This is a genomic window from Rheinheimera sp. A13L, from assembly GCF_000217935.1.
GTDB lineage: Bacteria > Pseudomonadota > Gammaproteobacteria > Enterobacterales > Alteromonadaceae > Pararheinheimera.
Map to the genome: position 1 here is coordinate 192,196 of NZ_AFHI01000023.1, position 19,526 is coordinate 211,721.

General features: G+C 47.3%; 17 protein-coding genes and 1 tRNA gene. 14 read left to right on the forward strand and 4 right to left on the reverse strand.

What is annotated here, in order from left to right; translation table 11 throughout:
* Window positions 1-19 precede the first annotated feature (19 nt).
* From RHEIN_RS13385 to RHEIN_RS13400, 4 genes are all read left to right on the forward strand, one after another.
* A complete protein-coding gene (locus tag RHEIN_RS13385; protein ID WP_237704366.1) occupies window positions 20-268 on the forward strand; it encodes a DUF418 domain-containing protein in 249 nt (82 codons plus the stop codon).
* A 60-nt stretch (window positions 269-328) separates the two neighbouring features.
* Window positions 329-808, forward strand: coding sequence for a MarR family winged helix-turn-helix transcriptional regulator (locus tag RHEIN_RS13390; protein ID WP_008899512.1), 480 nt, complete (start codon window positions 329-331; stop codon window positions 806-808).
* Between the two features lie 352 nt (window positions 809-1,160).
* Window positions 1,161-1,580, forward strand: coding sequence for an organic hydroperoxide resistance protein (locus tag RHEIN_RS13395; protein WP_008899513.1), 420 nt, complete (start codon window positions 1,161-1,163; stop codon window positions 1,578-1,580).
* Window positions 1,581-1,699: 119 nt separating this feature from the next.
* Window positions 1,700-2,725: an alpha/beta hydrolase gene (locus tag RHEIN_RS13400; protein WP_008899514.1), complete on the forward strand. Its 1,026-nt coding sequence runs from the start codon at window positions 1,700-1,702 to the stop codon at window positions 2,723-2,725.
* Between the two features lie 29 nt (window positions 2,726-2,754).
* Here RHEIN_RS13400 and mltA read toward each other — a convergent pair whose 3' ends face one another.
* The gene (gene mltA / locus RHEIN_RS13405) at window positions 2,755-3,882 is read right to left on the reverse strand and encodes a murein transglycosylase A (RefSeq protein WP_008899515.1); all 1,128 of its coding nucleotides are present in this window, start codon (window positions 3,880-3,882) and stop codon (window positions 2,755-2,757) included.
* Between the two features lie 184 nt (window positions 3,883-4,066).
* Between mltA and RHEIN_RS13410 the strand changes: the two genes are divergently transcribed.
* From RHEIN_RS13410 to RHEIN_RS13425, 4 genes are all read left to right on the forward strand, one after another.
* A complete protein-coding gene (locus tag RHEIN_RS13410) occupies window positions 4,067-4,831 on the forward strand; it encodes a substrate-binding periplasmic protein (RefSeq protein ID WP_008899516.1) in 765 nt (254 codons plus the stop codon).
* Window positions 4,832-4,996: 165 nt separating this feature from the next.
* Window positions 4,997-5,287, forward strand: coding sequence for a high-potential iron-sulfur protein (locus RHEIN_RS13415; RefSeq protein ID WP_008899517.1), 291 nt, complete (start codon window positions 4,997-4,999; stop codon window positions 5,285-5,287).
* 242 nt (window positions 5,288-5,529) lie between these two features.
* Window positions 5,530-7,050 carry a hypothetical protein gene (locus RHEIN_RS13420; protein WP_008899518.1) on the forward strand — a complete coding sequence of 507 codons (1,521 nt, stop codon included), beginning with the start codon at window positions 5,530-5,532 and terminating at the stop codon, window positions 7,048-7,050.
* A gap of 66 nt (window positions 7,051-7,116) precedes the next feature.
* On the forward strand, window positions 7,117-8,436 hold the full coding sequence (locus RHEIN_RS13425; RefSeq protein ID WP_008899519.1) for a 3-oxoacyl-ACP reductase: 1,320 nt from the start codon (window positions 7,117-7,119) through the stop codon (window positions 8,434-8,436).
* On the opposite strand, the gene RHEIN_RS20470 is transcribed toward RHEIN_RS13425, so the two are convergent.
* On the reverse strand, window positions 8,386-11,436 hold the full coding sequence (locus tag RHEIN_RS20470) for a GGDEF and EAL domain-containing protein (protein ID WP_008899520.1): 3,051 nt from the start codon (window positions 11,434-11,436) through the stop codon (window positions 8,386-8,388). The genes RHEIN_RS13425 and RHEIN_RS20470 overlap by 51 nt on opposite strands.
* Before the next feature lie 247 nt (window positions 11,437-11,683).
* Between RHEIN_RS20470 and RHEIN_RS13435 the strand changes: the two genes are divergently transcribed.
* On the forward strand, window positions 11,684-12,760 hold the full coding sequence (locus RHEIN_RS13435) for a Fic family protein (protein ID WP_008899521.1): 1,077 nt from the start codon (window positions 11,684-11,686) through the stop codon (window positions 12,758-12,760).
* A 131-nt stretch (window positions 12,761-12,891) separates the two neighbouring features.
* The gene (locus RHEIN_RS13440) at window positions 12,892-14,154 is read left to right on the forward strand and encodes an alkaline phosphatase family protein (RefSeq protein ID WP_008899522.1); all 1,263 of its coding nucleotides are present in this window, start codon (window positions 12,892-12,894) and stop codon (window positions 14,152-14,154) included.
* On the opposite strand, the gene RHEIN_RS13445 is transcribed toward RHEIN_RS13440, so the two are convergent.
* Window positions 14,151-14,555, reverse strand: a complete 405-nt coding sequence (locus RHEIN_RS13445; protein WP_008899523.1) for a GNAT family N-acetyltransferase — start codon at window positions 14,553-14,555, stop codon at window positions 14,151-14,153. The genes RHEIN_RS13440 and RHEIN_RS13445 overlap by 4 nt on opposite strands.
* 202 nt (window positions 14,556-14,757) lie before the next feature.
* Here RHEIN_RS13445 and RHEIN_RS13450 point away from each other — a divergent pair.
* Window positions 14,758-14,834 (forward strand) — tRNA-Val (locus RHEIN_RS13450).
* A gap of 211 nt (window positions 14,835-15,045) precedes the next feature.
* On the opposite strand, the gene RHEIN_RS13455 is transcribed toward RHEIN_RS13450, so the two are convergent.
* Window positions 15,046-15,690, reverse strand: a complete 645-nt coding sequence (locus tag RHEIN_RS13455; RefSeq protein ID WP_008899524.1) for a TetR/AcrR family transcriptional regulator C-terminal domain-containing protein — start codon at window positions 15,688-15,690, stop codon at window positions 15,046-15,048.
* A 97-nt stretch (window positions 15,691-15,787) separates the two neighbouring features.
* Here RHEIN_RS13455 and RHEIN_RS13460 point away from each other — a divergent pair, with 97 nt between their 5' ends.
* The 3 genes from RHEIN_RS13460 to RHEIN_RS13470 all read left to right on the forward strand — a co-directional run bounded on the left by RHEIN_RS13460 (window position 15,788) and on the right by RHEIN_RS13470 (window position 19,429).
* On the forward strand, window positions 15,788-16,795 hold the full coding sequence (locus tag RHEIN_RS13460; RefSeq protein WP_008899525.1) for an NAD(P)-dependent alcohol dehydrogenase: 1,008 nt from the start codon (window positions 15,788-15,790) through the stop codon (window positions 16,793-16,795).
* A 636-nt stretch (window positions 16,796-17,431) separates the two neighbouring features.
* Window positions 17,432-17,617, forward strand: coding sequence for a hypothetical protein (locus tag RHEIN_RS20940; protein WP_008899526.1), 186 nt, complete (start codon window positions 17,432-17,434; stop codon window positions 17,615-17,617).
* A 393-nt stretch (window positions 17,618-18,010) separates the two neighbouring features.
* Complete coding sequence (locus tag RHEIN_RS13470) at window positions 18,011-19,429, forward strand: YfcC family protein (RefSeq protein WP_008899527.1); 1,419 nt, start codon at window positions 18,011-18,013, stop codon at window positions 19,427-19,429.
* Window positions 19,430-19,526 lie beyond the last annotated feature (97 nt).

Genomic DNA, 19,526 nt, shown 5'->3' on the forward strand with positions numbered 1-19,526 from the left:
ACTCGCATCTTGAGGTCACTTGGGTATATACCTTTGGCAGTCTGTGGCGATGGTGCTGTTGTTTCGCTGGTTCTGTCCAGAGTGGTTTGGTCGCCTGGACAGGTTAGCTTTAACCGGTATTGCCGCGGGTTTTCTGGCACTGCAGCTTCTGTGGGTGCAGCTGTTTTACAAGAAGGGGCAGTTATGGTGGTTTGAGCGGCTCTATCGGCGACTTAGTGTGGCGCTGGAAAACAAAATGGCACTGGCAGAAACACAGAGAAGAAGTTGACCTTTAACAACATGCTGATTAACCTTGCGGTTTATTTATTCCGGCAAAGGCATTATCAGCATGGCGAATTCTTCCGATCAAAGCACTACAGCCTTAAATCCAAACAGCCAAAAAGCGTTACATTTGGATCAGCAGCTTTGTTTTGCTTTGTATTCCACCTCTTTAGCTATGACCAAAATGTACAAACCTTTGCTCGACACCCTGGGGTTAACCTATCCACAGTATTTAATCATGCTGATTTTGTGGCAAAACGATGGTCTGGCGCTTAAAGACGTGGGCGAGCAGTTGCACATCGACTCAGGGGCTTTAACTCCGGTGATTAAACGTATGGAAGCTATGGGCTTATTGATCCGCACTCGTAATCCACAAAACGAACGCACCCTGGAAATCCGTCTAACCAAAGCGGGTTGGGCTATGCGTGAGCAGGCAGTACAGGTGAACCGTACTGTAGGGGTAAGTTGTGGTTTAGCGGAAACTGAAATCCATGCGTTACGACAGGAATTGGTAGAGCTCAGAGCACAGTTAACTAAAAAATTATAAACAGCAGAGCAATAGATAAGGGCCTTTTGGCCCTTTTTTTATATTTAAATTAATATTTATCAATGGTTTAAGTTGTATTTGGTGGGAAAATTTAAATTTAACTTGCGAAATAACAGTTATCGCAATAATATAATCATCAATCGGGTCGAACAGTTGAAGAAGCAGCAATAAAACGACCGGATACACAAGGTAGAAAAGAGTTCGTAAATAGTAAAGATTAGGTCCGTAAGGACTGGCAGTAACAGCAGTAAAACAGGGTGAGTTCACCCATTTTTTTAAATCAAACAGTTATCGCGATAACACATATCGCAAGCTGGTTAAGCATATAGTTAAACAAACAGAGGAATACATTATGCAAGTACTTTACAAAGCAACAGCCACTTCAACCTCAGGCCGTGATGGTCGTGCTCTGTCTTCAGACGGCGTATTGGATGTGAAATTAAGTACCCCTAAAGAATTAGGTGGGGCAGGTGGCGCAGCGACTAACCCTGAGCAGTTATTTGCTGCTGGTTACTCAGCGTGTTTCTTGGGTGCCATTAAATATGTTGCTTCACAACAAAAAGTGCTGATTGCCAGCGATGCAAAAATCACAGCTGAAGTGGGTATTGGTCAAATCCCTGGTGGTTTTGGTCTGGATATCGAACTGCACATCAGCTTACCGGGTGTGAGCAACGAAGTAGCAGAAGACTTAGTGGCTAAAGCCCATCAGGTGTGTCCTTACTCCAACGCAACTCGCGGCAATGTTGATGTGCGTTTAGTGATTGTCAGCTAACAGCGCAATACTCAACCAAAGAAACTGATTTTTTTAATCATTAATGTATCGCGATAACAGTTATATGAATAAGTATCCTGTTATCGCCACCCAACAACCGCTGCGGCGAGGAGATTCTCATGAACACATTTCGTAAAGTTGTAGGTTTTACAGTGATTGCTTTAGGGATTAATAGTGCATTCGCCGCTGGTGGTTCTGGTCCGGATTTGCATGTTGAACAGCACACTCAGGGCTTCTTAAATGCTCTGGCTCAGGGTGGTGGTAAACCTTTAGAGCAACTGTCGCCTAAAGATGCCCGCGCTGTATTAACAGGAGCTCAGGCCGGTGCCACATTACCAGCTGCTGATGTCAGCGAAAAAATCATCACTATCGATGGTAAACCATTGAAACTGGTTATTGTTCGCCCTGCTGGCAACAAAGCTGTTTTACCAGCCTTTATGTTTTTTCACGGCGGGGGCTGGGTATTAGGTGATTTTCCAACCCACGAGCGTTTAATCCGTGATTTAGTCAGCCGCTCTGGCGCAGCAGCTATCTATGTGGATTACACCCCATCACCAGAAGCCCAATATCCAACGGCAATCAATCAGGCCTATGCTGCAACGAAATGGGTAGCTGAGCATGGCAAAGAGCTCAATATCGACGGCTCACGTTTAGCGGTAGCGGGAAACAGCGTCGGTGGCAATATGGCGGCAGTGGTGGCGTTACAAGCCAAAGAAGCAGGCACCCCAAAACTAAAATTCCAGTTGCTGATGTGGCCTGTCACAGATGCTAACTTTGAAAATGCCTCGTACAATCAGTTTGCGGATGGCTATTTCCTGACCAAAAACATGATGTTGTGGTTCTGGGATAATTACACCACCAATCCGGCACAACGGAACGAGATTTATGCCTCGCCACTGCGCGCCAGCATTGAACAGTTAAAAGATTTACCACCAGCTTTGGTGCAAACCGCGGCTTTGGATGTATTACGTGATGAAGGCGAAGCTTATGCTAATAAATTGGATGCTGCTGGTGTGACTGTGACTTCAGTGCGCTACAACGGCATGATCCACGATTTTGGTTTGCTGAATGTGCTGTCTGATGTACCTGGTACTCAAGCAGCGCTGGATCAGGCAGGTCAGGCGCTGAAAAAGCACCTGAACTAATACTTAAACTAAGCAACAGCAGGTCAGAGTCAATGACTCTGACCTTTTGGCAATACCAGCCAGATTTTGCCGTAATGGCGCAAACTATCGCTGCGCTGCTGAGCTTCATCCCCTATGCCCTGATAGACATCAATACGGCCCGGAGTTTTAATGGCTGCCCCTTTATCCTGCGCCAGCATTAATCTGAACTCATGGCCTGTTAATTCACCTTTGTCATCCAGCAGAGGTAGGTGCGCCAGTACTATGGAACCTAAAGGAATAAAAGCCGGATCGACAGCCACAGAGTGCAATGGCGTTAAGGGTTCATTGGCGGCACCTACAGGTTTATCCAGGCCAGGTGAAAAGAAGGTATAACTGGGGTTTTTGCTCATCAGCTCACGTTGTTTGTCCGGGTTTTTTGCTAACCATTCTTTAATGGCTGTGGCCGAAATGGTGTCTGCCGTGTATTCACCCATTTCAATCAGTACTTTGCCTAAACTGCGATACGAATGGCCATTGCTGCCGCCATAACTTAATAAATGCTGCTGGCCGTATTCATCTTCAACCACACCAGAGCCTTGTACCTGCATAAAAAAGTTGTCGACCAGACTGTTGCTGTAAAACAGCTCCAGACCTTGACCCGCCAACACCTGCCCAAAGTCGATTTGTTCACGGCTTGGATACTGGCTTAAACCAGCAGGTTTGCGGTAAATAGGGTATTTGTATTCTGCATCCGGTGTGGAACGCACTTTAAACACCGGCACATAATAACCGGTAAATTGCACATTGCCTTTGCCATCTTCACCAGCCAGCTGGTGCAAGGAAAAAGCCTGACCGCCTTGTGCTGAAGGTTGTTCTGCCCATGCCTGTAAATCACGTATCGTTTGCTGCAACTGGCTTTTACTGACAGCCAAGCCGGGTAAATTATGCTGCTGTGGCACCGATTTTTTATTTAAGTAGTTCAGTTGTCGTTCAAGGCCATCTAAAAATTGTGGGGTCAGCCATTGGGTGTTTAAGACGGCTTCTGGTTGCAGCTTGTAAGTGCCATTGAATGCCTGGGCTTTTTTATCCAAACCATTGTTGGCAAACTGGTTAGACTGATGTATGCCAGAGGAGGTCTGACTACAGGCTGACAAAATAAGGCTGGTGAGGCCAAGCCACAAAATACGGTGTTTCATAGAGGATAAGATTCAAAAAAACAGACTGTGGCGGCACTCTATGTCACCAGAGCCTGACTGACAACAGCTGGCCTTTAATTTTTTGGCAGGGCAGGCTAAAAACTACTATTTGATAAAAACGCTAATGCTTGTATTATCTGTTTTACACACAGCGATGTTCTGCTCTGGTTTGACAGGTAAAACAATGAAACTATGGAAAGTATGTGTTTTGGTTCTGCTCTCTGGACTTGGTGCCTTTACTGCAGTGCAGGCCGCACCTAAAGCCACAGATCTGAAATTTGTAATGTATTACCCGCAAGTGCCTCCTTATATGTATCAGGACGAAAACACTGAAAAAGTGGTGGGACTGGTGCCTGAAGTGTTGCAGGATTTTTTCAACCAGCAGAATATCCGCGTTCAGTATGTGGCTGATAACAGAACCCGCGCCGAACACAGGCTCTATCAAGGGGAAGTGGATGCCATTTTACTGGCCAAAGAGTGGACCCAACATCCTGAACAACTGCTGTTTTCTGAACCTTTACTGGAACATCAGGACTACTTATTTGCCCGTCAGCCGATGGCAGCACAAGGACAGTTAGCAGAGTGGGTCAAAGGCAAAGCCATTTGCACCCGCCAGTATTATATCTACGAAGCCTTAACGCCATTTTTTAACAGCAATGAGGCGGCCAGAGTAGATTCGCCCAGTGAACTGACTCAACTGAATATGTTACTCAATGGCCGTTGTGATTATGCTTTTATGAATGAGCATGTCGCCAACTGGTTGTTGCATCACCACTTTCCTGACAAACAACTGTATCGCTCAGCCAGCGGATTCAGCCCTGTTGGTTTAACTGTGGCTTTTCATCCACGCTGGAAACCCCAGCTGGCCGCTTTTAACCAGTATCTGCGTGAACAACAACAGCAAGGTGTCATAGCCCAGTGGCTAAAGTTTTATGTGACTAAATCCTGAGTTTGTGGCTGTTTCTCTCACTACTGTCTGTTGAACTTGCCAGATTAATCTGGCAAGACACTGCTTTAGATCAAATCCAGGCAGTCTTATTTGCCACATACTCCGTAGCCTGTAAGCCAGAGCGCAGAACACTCTGGTGCAGCTTCTAAAATAACGGAGTAAAAGATGGGAAATTTAGACAGACGTAATTTTTTAAAACTATCGGCTTCTACCTTAGTGGGAATCACTTTAGGCGGCACAGCCTTACATGCCGTGGCACAGGAAGTGGTGAAGGCGGATGATCCTATGGCTGTGGCGATGAAATATGTTGAAAAATCCACAGTAGAAGGCGCCAACTGCGCCAATTGTATGCACATTCAAGGCAAAGACGGCGAAGCGTTACGGGGTTGTAATATTTTCCCGGCTAAACTGGTTCATGCCGAAGGCTGGTGTGCGGCCTGGGCGAAAAAAGCTTAACTGTTATCCCCTGATATAACAGTCAGACAAAAAGCCGGCAGCGATATCTGCCAGCTTTTTTTACGTCTGGATCAGAACTGCTTTTTTGAACCTGAAGTTTCTAATTTTTTGGCATAAAATCAATAGTTTAAATCGGAAGGTATCCAGAAGGATGCATCAGTTTTATTTTTATACACTCCTATTTATCAACTGCACAGCTGAAGTTGTGCTGTCGCAAAAACATGATAAACAGGAGCAAGGATATGAGTTCAACACAGGCATTGGTGATAGCGGAAAAAATGTTTTCGCATGCTGTCTTTAAAGAGGTCGACAAACAGCAGTTAGTTGACCGCTTTGATGTCAGTGGTCTTATTCAGCAGGTCAATCTTGACTATGGTGTGATTACAGGGCAGCAGCTTCAGACTGAAACTGAGATCAGCAGCATCCCGCCTCAGGGTATTGTCATCAACACGCCAGGTTTGTACCGCTTTAGCCAGGATATCTTCTGGGCTCCGGTTGCAGGTCCTGCTGCCGCCATAAGTATTTGCGCCGATAATGTCACCCTGGATTTGGCTGGTTTTAGTCTGAGCGCCACAGTTCAGGATAGCAGTCAGCATATCAGTGGCATAGTGGTTAGTAATGCCACCGGCGTCAGTATCGAAAATGGCACTTTGCTGAATATGGGCATGTATGGTGTAAGGGCGGATCAGGTGCAGCAGTTGACACTGGCTAAACTGCTGATCAGCGGTCTGCAGTGTCATAACCTCAACATTCGTAATTTATCCCCGGCTGGTATCCATCTGAATCAAGGCAGTGGTATCAGTATCATGGATTGTATTGTGCAATATATGTTTGTCACTGCAGATTCTAGTGCTGGTATCCAGTTGCTGCATATCAAAGACGCTGTGGTCAGCGGCTGTCAGGTCCGTCATCTGATCAACTACGACGGATCAGTGCAGGGTTATAGCTATTTGTGCTGCACAGATGTAAGCACCTTTAATTGTAACGCCGAGCATTTTCAGTCCTTGTTTGGCGGAAATATCCGCACCGGCGGCCATACAGTACTGGGCTTTATCCCCATTTTTTGTGCTGATTTAATCTATGACCAGTGCTCAGCCAGTTACATGACAGGGTGCAGCGACGATTGTCACGGTATGTCGGTGTTTCTGGATGTTGGCGTCAAGGTCAGCCACTTTACTGCACGTCATATCACTGATGGTGTGACTGCCGCTCATACCGGAGCAAAAGCGACAGGCCTTGAAGTTTACGGCGTTGCTGTTTCAGTGAGCCACTGTACTGTGGAACAGATCAAAGCCATTAATCCTCAGGATAAGCAAAGCACAGGTTTCAGTGCCTGGGGACTTGGCATAAGCTTTAACGACTGCAAAGCAAGCAAGGTGGTGGTGTGCGATGAGTATGGCAACCTGAATACTGAACTGGGGTATGGCACTGGTTTTGGTTGGGCGCCGGACCCCCGTATTCCATTCAGGCAGATAGGGGCTGTCTGGGTCAGTTATAAAAATTGCCATGCAGAGCATTGTCAGGTAGGTTTTGACACCTGGTTTCATATAGATTCCAGCTGGCTTGATATCCATCATCCGTGCTGCGATATAGCGGTACTGGTGCAACCCGGTCAAAGCAGAGTCTTATCCGGCAATCCGGCTTCCGAATGCAACCCACCTATCCAAATTGCGATTAAAAATATCGCCAGCGGCAATACTTACCCTGAACACATTTTCAACGAAGTAGTACAAGGCATAAAGTGGGAGCTGAGTTCGCTGTAAAGGCTCTGGTGCAAGCCAGGTTATGTCGCTAAGATGGCCGGAGTTTTTAGTGGTATAGGCATAGTCATGACTTCCTGGATAACATCTTTTGCAGATTCTGCCCTAGGTCGCTGGTGTGGTGTGCCACAAGCAACCCCGTTGCAACGACCACAAGGCGAGGCTGAGTGTTTTAGTGGTGCAGTGCTGTTGTGTGGCAAAACATCCCCGCACAGTGTGCTGCTGCGTCAGCATTTAAGCCTTCTGCCTGATGTTCGTTTTGTTGAAGCTGCTGCCGGGCCATTTCAGGCCATTCTTTTTGATGGCACAGAACTGCAAAGCACTGAAGAGCTGGATTTAGTCTGGCAACACTTACACAGTGTTTTACCGGCTTTGGCGAAAAATGGCAGGGTGTTGATACTGACGCGGGCTCTGGCCGATGCCTGCAGCGCAGATGCCGCAGCCGCAGCAGCGGCTTTATCGGGCTTCACCCGCTCTGTTGCCAAAGAGCTGGGGCGTTTTGGCAGTACAGCGAATCTGTTGTCCTTGCACCAGGGCGTACAGCAGAGCCTGTTGCCTGTTGCAGAATTTTTCCTGTCCAAAGCTTCGGCTTATATCACAGGTCAGGTGTTGCCAGTGCGTGCGGTAACAATAGCTGAACTCAGTCCATGGCAAAAACCACTTCAGGGGAAAGTAGCTTTGGTGACAGGCGCAGCCCGTGGTATTGGTGCTGCCATAGCCACAACGTTGACAGAGCAGGGGGCCAGCGTCATTGGGCTGGATATTCCGCAAGCCGAAGAGGCACTGAGCAGGTTGATGCAGCAGCTGCAAGGCAAAAGCCTGGTGCTGGATATCAGTCAGAGCAACAGCGCTCAGCAACTGCAGCAGTGGTTAACAGAGCAAGGGCTGAAACTGGATATTCTGGTGCACAACGCTGGTATCACCCGCGATAAACTATTTCACAGAATGACAGAAGCCCAGTGGACTCAAACTCTGGATGTGAACCTGCGTGCAGTGCAAGGTATTAATTCACTGCTGTTGGAACAGCAATTGATCCAGTCCGGTGGAAGGGTCGTGTTATTGTCGTCGATGAATGGTCTGGCAGGGCAAAAAGGCCAGACCAACTATGCCAGTTCAAAAGCCGCTTTGGTGGGGTATTGCCAGTATATGGCGATGCAGGACCACAGAGGCATTACCTTTAATGCCATAGCCCCGGGCTTTATTGAAACTCAAATGACAGCAGCTATGCCAGCCATCCCACGTGAAGTGGGACGGCGCTTAAACTCGCTGAGTCAGGCGGGTTTACCTCAGGATGTGGCTTTGGCTGTCGCCTTTTTGGCACGGCCAGATGCCGCCGGTTTAAACGGCTCTGTGCTGAGAGTGTGTGGTCAATGTTTTATTGGCGCCTGAAGGCTGAATACCTGAACCCACAGATGCTGCGGCCCAGACATCAGGCGGCAGCCAGGCCTTTTTCCACGGCATAAATTGCTCGGCTGGCATAGGACGGGCTATGCCGTAGCCCTGAGCCAGAGTACAACCCAATTGCAGCAGCATTTCGCCATGTTCTGTGGTTTCCACCCCTTCAGCAACAATTTCGCGTTTAAATTCATTGGCTAATACAATAATGCCCTTGAGAATGGCTAAATCGTCCGGATCGACCAGCATATCGCGGACAAAACTCTGGTCTATTTTCAGCACTGTTGCAGGCAGACGTTTTAAATAGGTTAAGGACGAATACCCAGTTCCAAAATCATCCAGTGCAAAACTGACACCACTGCGAATACAAGCCTGCATCACGGCCTGTACATGGGTTAAGTCATTCAGTGCACTGGTTTCCAGAATTTCCAGTTGCAACAAAGAGGCCGGCACGTCTGAATAAAAATGCAGTAACAACTGCAGGCGATTAACAAAATCCAGCTGCTGTAAGTGATAGGCTGAGATATTGACACTGACAGGGATAGTCATACCCTGACGTTGCCATTCGGCCAACTGACGCAGTGCTTCTTCAATCACCCAATAGCCTAATTCCACGCCCAGACTATGTTGCTCTATTGCAGGCAAAAACAAGGCAGGAGCGACCATACCTTTTTGTGGATGCATCCAGCGGATCAGGGCTTCTGCACCTATCACTTCACCTGTGTGCATATTGACTTTGGGCTGATAAAATAATCTGAACTGTTTAAGCGCCAGGCCTTGTCTGATTTCTACTATGGTTTCCTGGTGACCACGTAAACTGCGGGCATAGTCGGTATCAAAGACATGACAGCGGTTTTTACCATCCTGCTTGGCCTGATACATAGCATGATCGGCCTGACGTACCAGTTGTTCTGCTTCAGTGGCATCCGTCTGAGGGTAAAACGTCAGGCCTATACTGGCGGACACCGACAACATCCATTCGTCTATTTTCAGTGGTTTAGCTACTGTATCAAGCAGCAATTGAATTTTGGCAAGCCCGGCTTTTTTATCACTCAGCGCTGGTAACAACACCACAAACTCATCCCCACCTATACGGGCCAACAACTCAGAGTCTTCAAGCTGAGATTTCAGTCGTTCGGACAAGGCGATTAAAAACTGATCGCCAGTTTCATGGCCGTGACGGTCATTAATTTCTTTAAAGCCATCTAAATCAAGATAAGCAATAGCCAGCATCTGCTCTTCAGTGGCTTTTTTCATCAGCAGCTCTAACTGCCGGGTTAAAGCACTGCGGTTTGGCAAGCCCGTCATGGAGTCATAAAGTGCAATTTTTTCAAGGTGTTGTTGCTGTTGGTATTGGTTAGTAATATCAGAAAAGAGCCCGACATAATGTTGTAACTGACCTTTATCATCCAGGACAGCACTTAAGGTCAGGCTTTGAAAAAAATCTTCGCCTGACGCCTTGCGACTCCAGAGCTCACCAGACCAGAAGCCTTGCTGCTGGAGGCTTTGCCACATGGAACTAAAAGCAAGTTCATCCTGATGCTCAGACTGCAACAAACGTGGTGTGCAGCCTATAGCTTGTTTAGCGCTGTAGCCTGTGATCTCGGTAAAGGCCTGATTTACATCAATCATCACACCTAACGGGTCGGTGATCATAATGCCTTCGCGGGCATGGGTGAACACGCTGGCCGATAAGCGTAATTTGTTGTCTGCCGTGTGCTCCAGGGTAATATCACGGGATAAACCCACAGTGCCTACATACTCTTCATCGACCAGAACAGGGGCTTTGTAGGTTTCATACCAGTACAACTCTGTTTCAGTTTTATGTTGCGAGCGGATCACCTGTGGCTGGCCTGATGTCAGTACTTGTTTATCATGGACTACATGGCTTAAAGCACGTTGTGCATCAAATAAGTCGGCGTCTGTTTTCCCCACCAACTGGCTGGTATTTCGATGCTGAAACTGCTCCGCAAACTTCTGGTTGACTTCCAGATAGCGGCCGTGAATATCTTTTAACCAGACCACAAAAGGAATGCTGTCAATCAGGGTGCGTTGGTACTGCTCTTTTTGCTGCAGCGCCTGGATCAGCGACTGACGTTCCTGAATCGAGCTGTTCAGCCGAAGCTGGGTAGCACCCAGCCAACTCATAATGCTGCCGGGTTTAGCTTTTCGCAGCTCTGCTCCTTGCAGCACTTCGCCTCTGCCCATAGCTTTAATCTGGTCGTACAAATGACTGACAGAAGCGCCCAAAATACTGTTGTGAACTCTTTTAATATCCCACAGTGAATAAAACAGCAGCAAACCGGACAAAATAAACAGAATACGCATCACCAGAGCGTAAAACATTGCATCCTCTACTTCATCTGCTGTGCGCTCGTCCACCAGACTATACACAGCAGCTATGGGCTGCATGATGGCAATTTTTGCATTGTGGTAGTGCTGATCAAAAACGGCGAGCAAAGCCTGTTGTTTGTTGTTCTCTTTCTGCACAGGATCAATTTCTGGCCTTTCCAGCAACTGCATGGCTTTTTGCTCTGTCACTGCCAACAGGTCGGACTGAATTTTGGCTTCTTGCAAGGACGCCATTTCTGCATCGGTAAACCCAGTAGCTTTCATTAAATCCAGCAAAGCAATACGCGAGCCAGCAGGGCGTGGCCTGTCATTATCTTCGCCCACTAAATCCCAGTACACCTGATGGTAATTAACGGGCCTGGCGGATTGGCCATTTCGTATTGCGATAATTTCATTGAAGTGGTTTTTGTAGCGATGTTCCCCCGTTGCGATGTAGCTTCGCACCATGCGGGTTAAATCATCGGAAGACTGACGCAACTCGCCGATGATTTTCAGCGAATACACCCGCTGATCATTGGCTGCATCAATACGTTTTTCTGCGTAGACATAAGCAACAAAAATAGCGCTGAAGGTAAATAACAACGCAATAGCTGCCCAAAATCGCAGCGTAAGCTCAGACGTAGAGTAACGCTTTACCTGCACAAAAACTCCTGTTTTTCACCTTGTTCAACCGCAGTCATGCTGGTTAAAGATCCTGATTTATTCTGCCTCAATAGTTATTGAGGCGGGTAACGAAAGCAAGCTGTTCTATTCAGTTTTTGCGGTTTTATTTCCATAAATTTAGAAAAATCGCTAAAAACTTGCTAACACTTTGTTTTTTCAGTGAACCTCTATTAGTCTTAGCTGGTCAATAAAATAAATATATTGAATAGATACAGGTGATTCTGTGATGGATAAGTACCAGACTTTTTATCAGCCGAATCCGGAGATCCCGGACTTAGTGCAACGCATCGAACAGCAAATGGCGCAATGGTCCGTCTTTGTTACCTCGCTTTCATTGCAGCAACGTCTGGTGTTGCAGAATAAGTCTTTACAGGCCAGCCTGGCTTTGGACCATAATTCTTTATCTGTGGTGCAGTTGCAGGAACTGGCTGCAGGCAAACGTGTCGTGGCTTTGGTGCAGGATATACAACAAGCACAAAATGCCCTGACGTTGTATCAACAACTGGAGCAGTTTAATCCTTATCAAAGTGCCGATTTACGCAAGGCACATGGTGCTTTTATGAGTTCAGTATCCTCCGATGCCGGACACTACAGAAAGCAGGGGGCTGGTGTTTATGAGGGCCACAAGCTGGTTCATATGCCACCTGCACCGGCTACAGTGAAGGTTCTGGTTGATGAGCTGCTGGACAAACTACAACATGAACAGGTGCATCCTTTATTGATATCTTGCCTGATGCATTATCAACTGGCATTTATTCATCCATTTTCTGATGGCAACGGCCGTCTCTGCCGTTTGTGGCAACATTTAGTTTTAATCCGGTGGCAGCCTTGTTTTGCTTATTTGCCTTTTACAGCAGTGCTTAAAGACAAAACACGCGACTACCAAAAAACCTTGCGTCAGTCCGTGCCTAAGTACGATGCAACGGCTTTTATTTTGTTTATGTTGCGTAGCATTCACGAAACGCTGAACACCGAATTAGAACATCTGGAATTACAACAATCTGAATTAAATAACCTCAACCAGACGGCACATTTACCGGATCAACCTTTGGTCGATTTGACACAATTTGTGCAGTTGCAAACACAAAAAGTGAAAACAAAAACGCCAGGGCCCTGGTATAAAACCGAAGATCAGATTTTAAAGAAACTGAAAAAAGACAACAGATTAAGTGCTAAAACCATAGCGGATGAACTCGGACTAAGCTCCAGAGCCATAGAAAAACAACTGGCGAAGTTAAAGGCTGAAGGCAAACTGCTTCGTACAGGTCCAGCCAAAGGCGGTCGCTGGCAAGTTGTGGCTTGAATCATTCTTTATGATGACCAGGCTGTGCTTTTACGCAGTTGGTAGCATTTTTTTTACTTTTGGTCGTTTTGTCATATGACTGCCTGCGATGCTCAGTACACTGCGGTTTTTTCGAGACGAACAGGTGCCTTGTGCGTAGTCTTTTTCTGGTTGTGTTGTGTTTAGTGCTCAGTCTGGATCTTCATAGTGCAGAGCCAAAGTCGCAGCCTCAGACCAATAGCTTGTTGCTGATCTCCATCGATGGTTTTGGCCAGCAGTATTGGGATCGTTATAAAGCGCCTGTTTTACATCAACTGGCACAAGGTGGTGTGAGAGCCTTTAGTATGCAGCCAGTCTTCCCGACAAAAACCTTTCCTAATCACTACAGCATAGCCACAGGTTTGTACCCGGCGAACCACGGTATTGTCGAAAACAATATTTACGATGCTGATTTTGATGCTGTATTTCGTATGAGTAAACCAGAAGAAGTCACCAATAGCCGCTGGTGGCTGGGTGAACCTATTTGGGTCACAGCAGAGAAGCAGGGGGTTAAAACCGGCACTTATTTTTTCCCTGGTACAGAAGCTGCAATCAAAGGGGTAAGGCCTGGCTTGTGGCAAGCTTACGATGGCTCAATCAGTAATATCGACAGAGTGAACTCTGTATTGGCCTGGTTGGATTTACCTATGGAAAAGCGCCCACAATTTCTGACATTGTATTTTAGCTCTGTGGATGACGCTGGCCATGCCTATGGTCCTGAATCAAAACAGGTGGCTGACGCTATTGCTGATGTGGATCATGCGCTGGGTGTGTTGGTGAAGGGGATGAAACAAAGAGGACTGCAGCATAGCATCAACCTGATGCTGGTATCCGACCATGGCATGGCCAAAGTGCCACAGCAGCAGGTGATTGCGCTGGACCAGCTGTTTGATCAGAAAAAAGCGGCTTTGGTGTTATGGACCCCGGAGATTGTTTCCATTTTTCCGAAAAAAAACGAGTTAGAAGCCATTTACCATCAGCTAAAACACTCACTGCCACCTCAGGCCAAAGTGTATAAAAAAGCAGATTTACCGGAGCGTTGGTTTTATCAGAACAGCAAACGTATAGCCCCCATTTTGGTGGTGCCGGAAGCAGGCTGGCGTTTGATGCAAAAACATAAACAAAAAGAATGGCTGGAAAAACCAGGCCGTAGTGTTGTCACAGGAAGCCATGGTTATGACAATAATAGTCCGGCTATGCAGGCTATTTTTGTCGGGCATGGTCCGGCTTTTGCTGCTGGCAGTCAAATACCGGCTTTTTCCAATATCGAATTGTATAACCTGATGTGCCGCATTTTAGGTATCCAGCCTGCGCCCAATGATGGCAATGCTGACTGGGTTCAGTCTGTGTATCAGGCTGACCAAAAGCAAAATTAAAGCCTCTTGGTCATAAAGTGTTTGCAGCCGGTGAAAGGGTAGTTCTTCTGCGTCCACTCCAGTTGATAACCATGGCGCTCGTAAAAAGGTTTTGCCTGAAAATCCAGAGTGTCGAGGATAACAAAGCTGCAACCTCTTGCTTTAGCTAGATTTTCAGCCTCAATAAGCAGCTTTGATCCTACGCCTTTTCCCCGAACTTTTTCGTCCAGCCACAAAGACTCCAGATAAAACCAATGCCCAAAAGTGCGGCCAGCCAATGCGGCTATTAAGTGGCCTTTATTATCTTCCAGCTTTAATCCTAACTGTTGCCTTTTGGTCGCATCCCAGTGCAAGGCATTAAATTCAGCAACTTTTTGTTTTGCCAGTTCGGCAAATTCAAGGGTATGGGCAGGGGTAAACATAACAGCTCCACGACTTGGACAATGACGCAGAATATATCACTGAAATCAGCATTCTAAGAGCAGAGACAGAGGTTACAGGCTGCTCTGTGCACTCATACGTTTAAAATAACAGCAAACACACCGTCTTTTAAAAAAAGTGCTTGCAAGCAAAGCATCCGCTGCATAACATAGCGCCCGTTGTGACGCGAACGTTGCAACATATGCGTCCTTAGCTCAGTTGGTTAGAGCACTACCTTGACATGGTAGGGGTCGGTGGTTCGAGTCCACTAGGACGCACCAAATTCTAAAACACAAACGCTGCCTTTTCAGGTGGCGTTTTTGTTTTTTAAGGCACTGAATAAATCAAAGCGCTTTAGTAGTTCCTGGCCTGAACCCGGCGGCAGGAACTACAACCAAGAGCTACAACACAGAGTGCTGATACTGAAAAGTGCGGTTTCGGCACTTTGCGCTGAACCACACTGAGTGAGCTTCATCGTCAAATTACAGGGTGTCAAGACTTCAGCTTTGACTCCAGTGCTCCAAGCAATAACTCCAGCCCAAACTCCAGTTGCAATTTGCCATGATACCGGCCTGAAGCTACCTCGGTTGCAAGCGCTGTTAAATGCGGATAAACACTGCTGTCCAGCTGTGGCTGAAATTCTGCAGCAGTACTGGCATAGTCGTCAGGCTCGATGGGAAACGTCAGCTCTTGCAGGGTAAAGCCATAGATATAACTGTCCAGCAGATTACGGGCAAGATCGGCATCTTTGTGACTGAATCCTGCCAGCAATAAACAACCATGGCTGGCATCGACGTAACGCAACATGGCAGGGCCAACGTTTAGTCGCGCCATTAGTAAATGGGCCGCCCAGGGATGGGTTTTCAGCACCTGATAGGCGGAGCTGCATCTGTTCATCATCTCCATCTTCCATGGTAAGGCTGGATCCGGCAGATCAATTTTAGCCACTACAGCTTCGACCATTGCATCAAGCAATAGCTCTTTATTTTGCAAATAGTTGTAAAGCGACATAGCTTCGACATTCAGACTTTTGGCTATTTTCCGCATGCTTAATGCGTCCAATCCGGCCTGATCTGCAATGGTCATAGCGCTTTCTACTATACGTTGCACTGATAGTGCAGGTTTTTCCTTTAGCATCACACTCTTACAAAAATACAAAGTTTAACTTGACGTACTTACAGTGTAAGCACTAGGCTAGCTCTATTCAACTTACAGTGTAAGTTAAGGAGCCCGGATGTCACTATTATTACCCTCTCTGATGCAAGCCTGGATTTGTACAGGCTATGGCGGTGCAGATGTATTGCAATTGCAGTATCGCCCTTTACCTGTAGTTGGCGCAGGCGACATTTTAGTGCAGGTGTGCGCCAGTACTGTGTCATCGGGTGACGTAAGGATCCGCAGCTCCAGATTTCCATCAGGTATGGGGTTGATTGGCCGGCTGATATTTGGTTTACGTCGTCCTCGTCAGCAGGTGCTGGGAGTTGATGTAGCCGGGGTTGTAAAGCAAGTCGGAACTAAAGTCACTGATTTCAGGCCTGGTGATCATGTGGTTGCTATGACTGGGTTCAGGCAAGGAGCGCATGCTGAATATTGTGTAGTTTCCGCCAGCCACTGCACTGTGCTGAAACCAGCGACATTGAGCTTTACCGAAGCCGTGGCGCTGCCGTTTGGTGGTTTAACCGCTATGCATTTTTTAAAAAAAGCAGCATTGAAGGCAGGAGAGCATCTTTTGGTTATAGGCGCATCTGGTGCTGTTGGTGTCGCCCTGGTGCAACTTGCCCGACTTCAGGGGATAAGAGTCACCACCTTAACCAGTCAACGTAATCAGGCACTGATGCGCGAGCTTGGGGCCGACGAAGCGCTGGCGTACGACAGTGCTGAGTCCTTACCCACTCAATCAGAGTTTGACGTGATTATTGATGCTGTTGCAGCTCGAAGCTTTCGTGAATGTTTACCACTGCTAAAAGCGAAAGGCAGGTACGTCGCTGTAGCTGGCGGATTACCGGATCTGATGGCCAGACAAAAAGACGGAAAAATTTGTATCAGTGGCCCATCGGATGAACGCAGTGAAGATTTAACTCACTTATTGCAACTGGCTGTTCAGGGACAGATCCATGCAGTGACAGAGCGGATTTATCCGTCAGACCGCTTGCCAGATGCGCATCGACATAGCGATACAGGCAGGAAGCGGGGGGCTGTCGTTGTGATTTGGCCGGCAGCCACTGAAGCCAGTTGTTTGTAATAAACTGTTGGATAAACACAACATTTACCCTAATACTCCGGGCCTGGGGGAATCAAAAGTCGTGGCCTGCGATCAGCCGTATTTAACGCAACACAAGCTCCAGACATTAAGCTTGCTCTGGTGGTTTGGCACTGGTTATTGTGGTTTAGCTAAAGGCCTTGGTCTAACAAGTGTGTTGTCTAACTAAGCGAAGTCATTACAGCGCTGATTGGAGCAGGACTCATCATTCAAGGGTTCTCTGAGTATAAATATAGCCCCTACAACTGCTTTAACGGCTTAGACTATGTGCCCAACTTTGGTTATCAGTTGCTGCATAAAGGTCAGCAGGTTCCGTTGATTTATTCGGTGAAAGCTCAAAAAGTAACCTGACAAATAATCTGTGTGCTTTGATATGCAATGTATTAAAAATGCAGCTGTAACTCCAGGCCGTTCATATCTGGTGGTTTTAGCTGCATAGGACAGCACCATCTTTATACGGCTCTGGCTTTATTACACATACCGATAACATGCTGCTTCCCTAGCATGCTGGTAAAGCAGTTGCAAGCTTATCTCGCTTTAAAAGGTCAATTCGCGTACACTGCCTGGCTAATGATTAATACCTGTTGTATTAATCAGGCGTCAATTTTGGAGAAACTGATGACAAAACCACTGTGGACTGTGGGTCTTGATGTAATAGTTATTGACTCAACCAGCGAATGTTATGGTCAGGTTGGGCATATAGTCCGGATATCTTCACCGGGAAACAGCTGCCGTTTGTCGGTAGACTTTGATGGTAGCGTCTTTGGTTTTGACCAGGATGATATTGAAGTCGCGTTGATTTAGCTTTATTCAGTTATCCCGATGTTCAGGGCTGCACTCGCTGCAAAGCAGCAGTGCGCCACATTCCTCAGACTGATCCATTTGCAATCACACCCAGTGATATAACGCATGGGCATCACTCAATTGTACCTCCCGTCTAGTGGCTAAGGCAGAGCTTTGGCATCAAGACATTAAAACTCAGAAAACTTATCAGTCTTCATCCCCTTATTTGGCGAGCCCTTGTCCTCGGTCATCATCCCTCAACCTCTGTGGCGTCGCCGCTCTGACACTTGAGCTGATGTTGCAAAAGTGCAGCTTAGGTGATGTCTCCTGTTAACTTCAGGTTGCGGGTGTTGGTGCGGAATTTTTCTTGTATACTGGCGCGCTTAGCTCCGAACTGAAAAAGAAATATTTATAATGCAGAAATTTATCAAGGTTCCTCATACCCTGACGCTACTTTTTGGCATGATGGTGCTGGCAATGATCGCCACCTGGATTGTGCCGCAGGGTTTTTTTGAAACTCAAACGCTTGCCAATGGCCGTGCTGCTGTGGTGCCAGGCACTTTTGCGCTGGTGGAAGAGCGGCACTATCTGAGTCCCTGGCAGTTATTAACAGCTATACCCAGGGCATTCGCCAGTGCCCAGGATGTCATTTTCTTTGTGCTGATTTTAGGCGGTGTGTTGGCCATTGCCCGCGCCACCGGCACAGTGGATGCGCTGATCGGCCGCTTATTGCGCCGCTACGGCGAACGGCCACAAATGCTGATCCTGATGGTGGTGTTTTGTTTTGCCATGGCGTCCAGCGCTATAGGTACTGCCGGTGAATATATTCCCTTTGTGCTTATTTTGGTGGCGCTGTGTAAAGCGATGCGACTGGATGCGATGACCGCAGTGGGTATGACGGTGGCCGGTTATGGTATTGGTTATGGTGTGTCAGCGATCAACCCTTTTACCGTAGTGATTGCCCAGCAAATTGCTGATCTGCCGGTGTTGTCTGGCATGGCGTTGCGGTTGGCTATTTTCCTGCCTTTTGTGCTGATTGGTTTTCACCATGTCTGGAGCTATGCCAAAAAAGTTCTGGCGGATCCATCACAGTCGATGGTGGCCGGTTTGCCTTGTCCACTGGGCGACAAAGCGACACCAGGTTACCCGGAGCTGAACTGGCGGCACCGGCTGATCCTGCTGAGTTTTGTCAGCACCATTGGTGTGGTGGCTTATGGCATCCGGGCGCACGGTTGGTATTTGTATGAATTAAGCGCCTGCTTTATTGCCTGGGGTTTGTTTACCACAGTGATTGGCCGGCTTTCAGCGGACACTGCTGCACAGAAATTTATCGAAGGTGCAATGGAACTCACCACCACAGCCATGTTAATTGGTGTGGCGCGGGGAATTTCTTTAGTGATGGAAGATGGTCAGATTTTGCATACGCTGGTGCATGGTTTGTCGTTGCCGTTGTCTTACGTTGGCGCTGAAATTGCGGTTGTTGGTATGTTATTGATCCAAACCTTCCTGAACTTTTTTATCCCCTCGGGCAGTGGTCAGGCTTATGTCACCATGCCGCTGATGGTGCCGCTGAGTGATTTATTAGAGATCCCACGGCAAGTGGCTGTATTGGCCTACCAATTTGGCGATGGTTTTTCCAATATGATTATTCCAACCAATGCGGTGCTGATGGGTATTATAGGTATAGCCGGTGTGCCTTACGGCCACTGGTTTCGTTTTTGTTGGCCACTGATGGTGAAACTGCTGATCGCATCTTCTGTGGTGCTGATTGGTGCGGTTTGGTTAGGTTATGGCCTGGATGTACAGCCAATAACAGCAGGCCTGTCGCAATAAATCAAACGAAGTGGGGCATGGTCAGGACTATGCCCACACTTTGCCCCTCTTTTATTGCTTCTTTAGTTATATCGTCCGCACCCCCACTGATGATGTT

What these genes read in the sequence shown, in the direction of transcription:
- RHEIN_RS13415 (WP_008899517.1), top strand. Translation starts at nt 4,997, where the DNA reads ATGGGAAATTTAGACAGACGTAATTTTTTAAAACTATCGGCTTCTACC.
- mltA (WP_008899515.1), bottom strand. Translation starts at nt 3,882, where the DNA reads ATGAAACACCGTATTTTGTGGCTTGGCCTCACCAGCCTTATTTTGTCA.
- RHEIN_RS13395 (WP_008899513.1), top strand. Translation starts at nt 1,161, where the DNA reads ATGCAAGTACTTTACAAAGCAACAGCCACTTCAACCTCAGGCCGTGAT.
- RHEIN_RS20940 (WP_008899526.1), top strand. Translation starts at nt 17,432, where the DNA reads ATGACAAAACCACTGTGGACTGTGGGTCTTGATGTAATAGTTATTGAC.
- RHEIN_RS13445 (WP_008899523.1), bottom strand. Translation starts at nt 14,555, where the DNA reads ATGTTTACCCCTGCCCATACCCTTGAATTTGCCGAACTGGCAAAACAA.
- RHEIN_RS13455 (WP_008899524.1), bottom strand. Translation starts at nt 15,690, where the DNA reads ATGCTAAAGGAAAAACCTGCACTATCAGTGCAACGTATAGTAGAAAGC.
- RHEIN_RS13400 (WP_008899514.1), top strand. Translation starts at nt 1,700, where the DNA reads ATGAACACATTTCGTAAAGTTGTAGGTTTTACAGTGATTGCTTTAGGG.
- RHEIN_RS13460 (WP_008899525.1), top strand. Translation starts at nt 15,788, where the DNA reads ATGTCACTATTATTACCCTCTCTGATGCAAGCCTGGATTTGTACAGGC.
- RHEIN_RS13425 (WP_008899519.1), top strand. Translation starts at nt 7,117, where the DNA reads ATGACTTCCTGGATAACATCTTTTGCAGATTCTGCCCTAGGTCGCTGG.
- RHEIN_RS13410 (WP_008899516.1), top strand. Translation starts at nt 4,067, where the DNA reads ATGAAACTATGGAAAGTATGTGTTTTGGTTCTGCTCTCTGGACTTGGT.
- RHEIN_RS13470 (WP_008899527.1), top strand. Translation starts at nt 18,011, where the DNA reads ATGCAGAAATTTATCAAGGTTCCTCATACCCTGACGCTACTTTTTGGC.
- RHEIN_RS13435 (WP_008899521.1), top strand. Translation starts at nt 11,684, where the DNA reads ATGGATAAGTACCAGACTTTTTATCAGCCGAATCCGGAGATCCCGGAC.
- RHEIN_RS13420 (WP_008899518.1), top strand. Translation starts at nt 5,530, where the DNA reads ATGAGTTCAACACAGGCATTGGTGATAGCGGAAAAAATGTTTTCGCAT.
- RHEIN_RS13390 (WP_008899512.1), top strand. Translation starts at nt 329, where the DNA reads ATGGCGAATTCTTCCGATCAAAGCACTACAGCCTTAAATCCAAACAGC.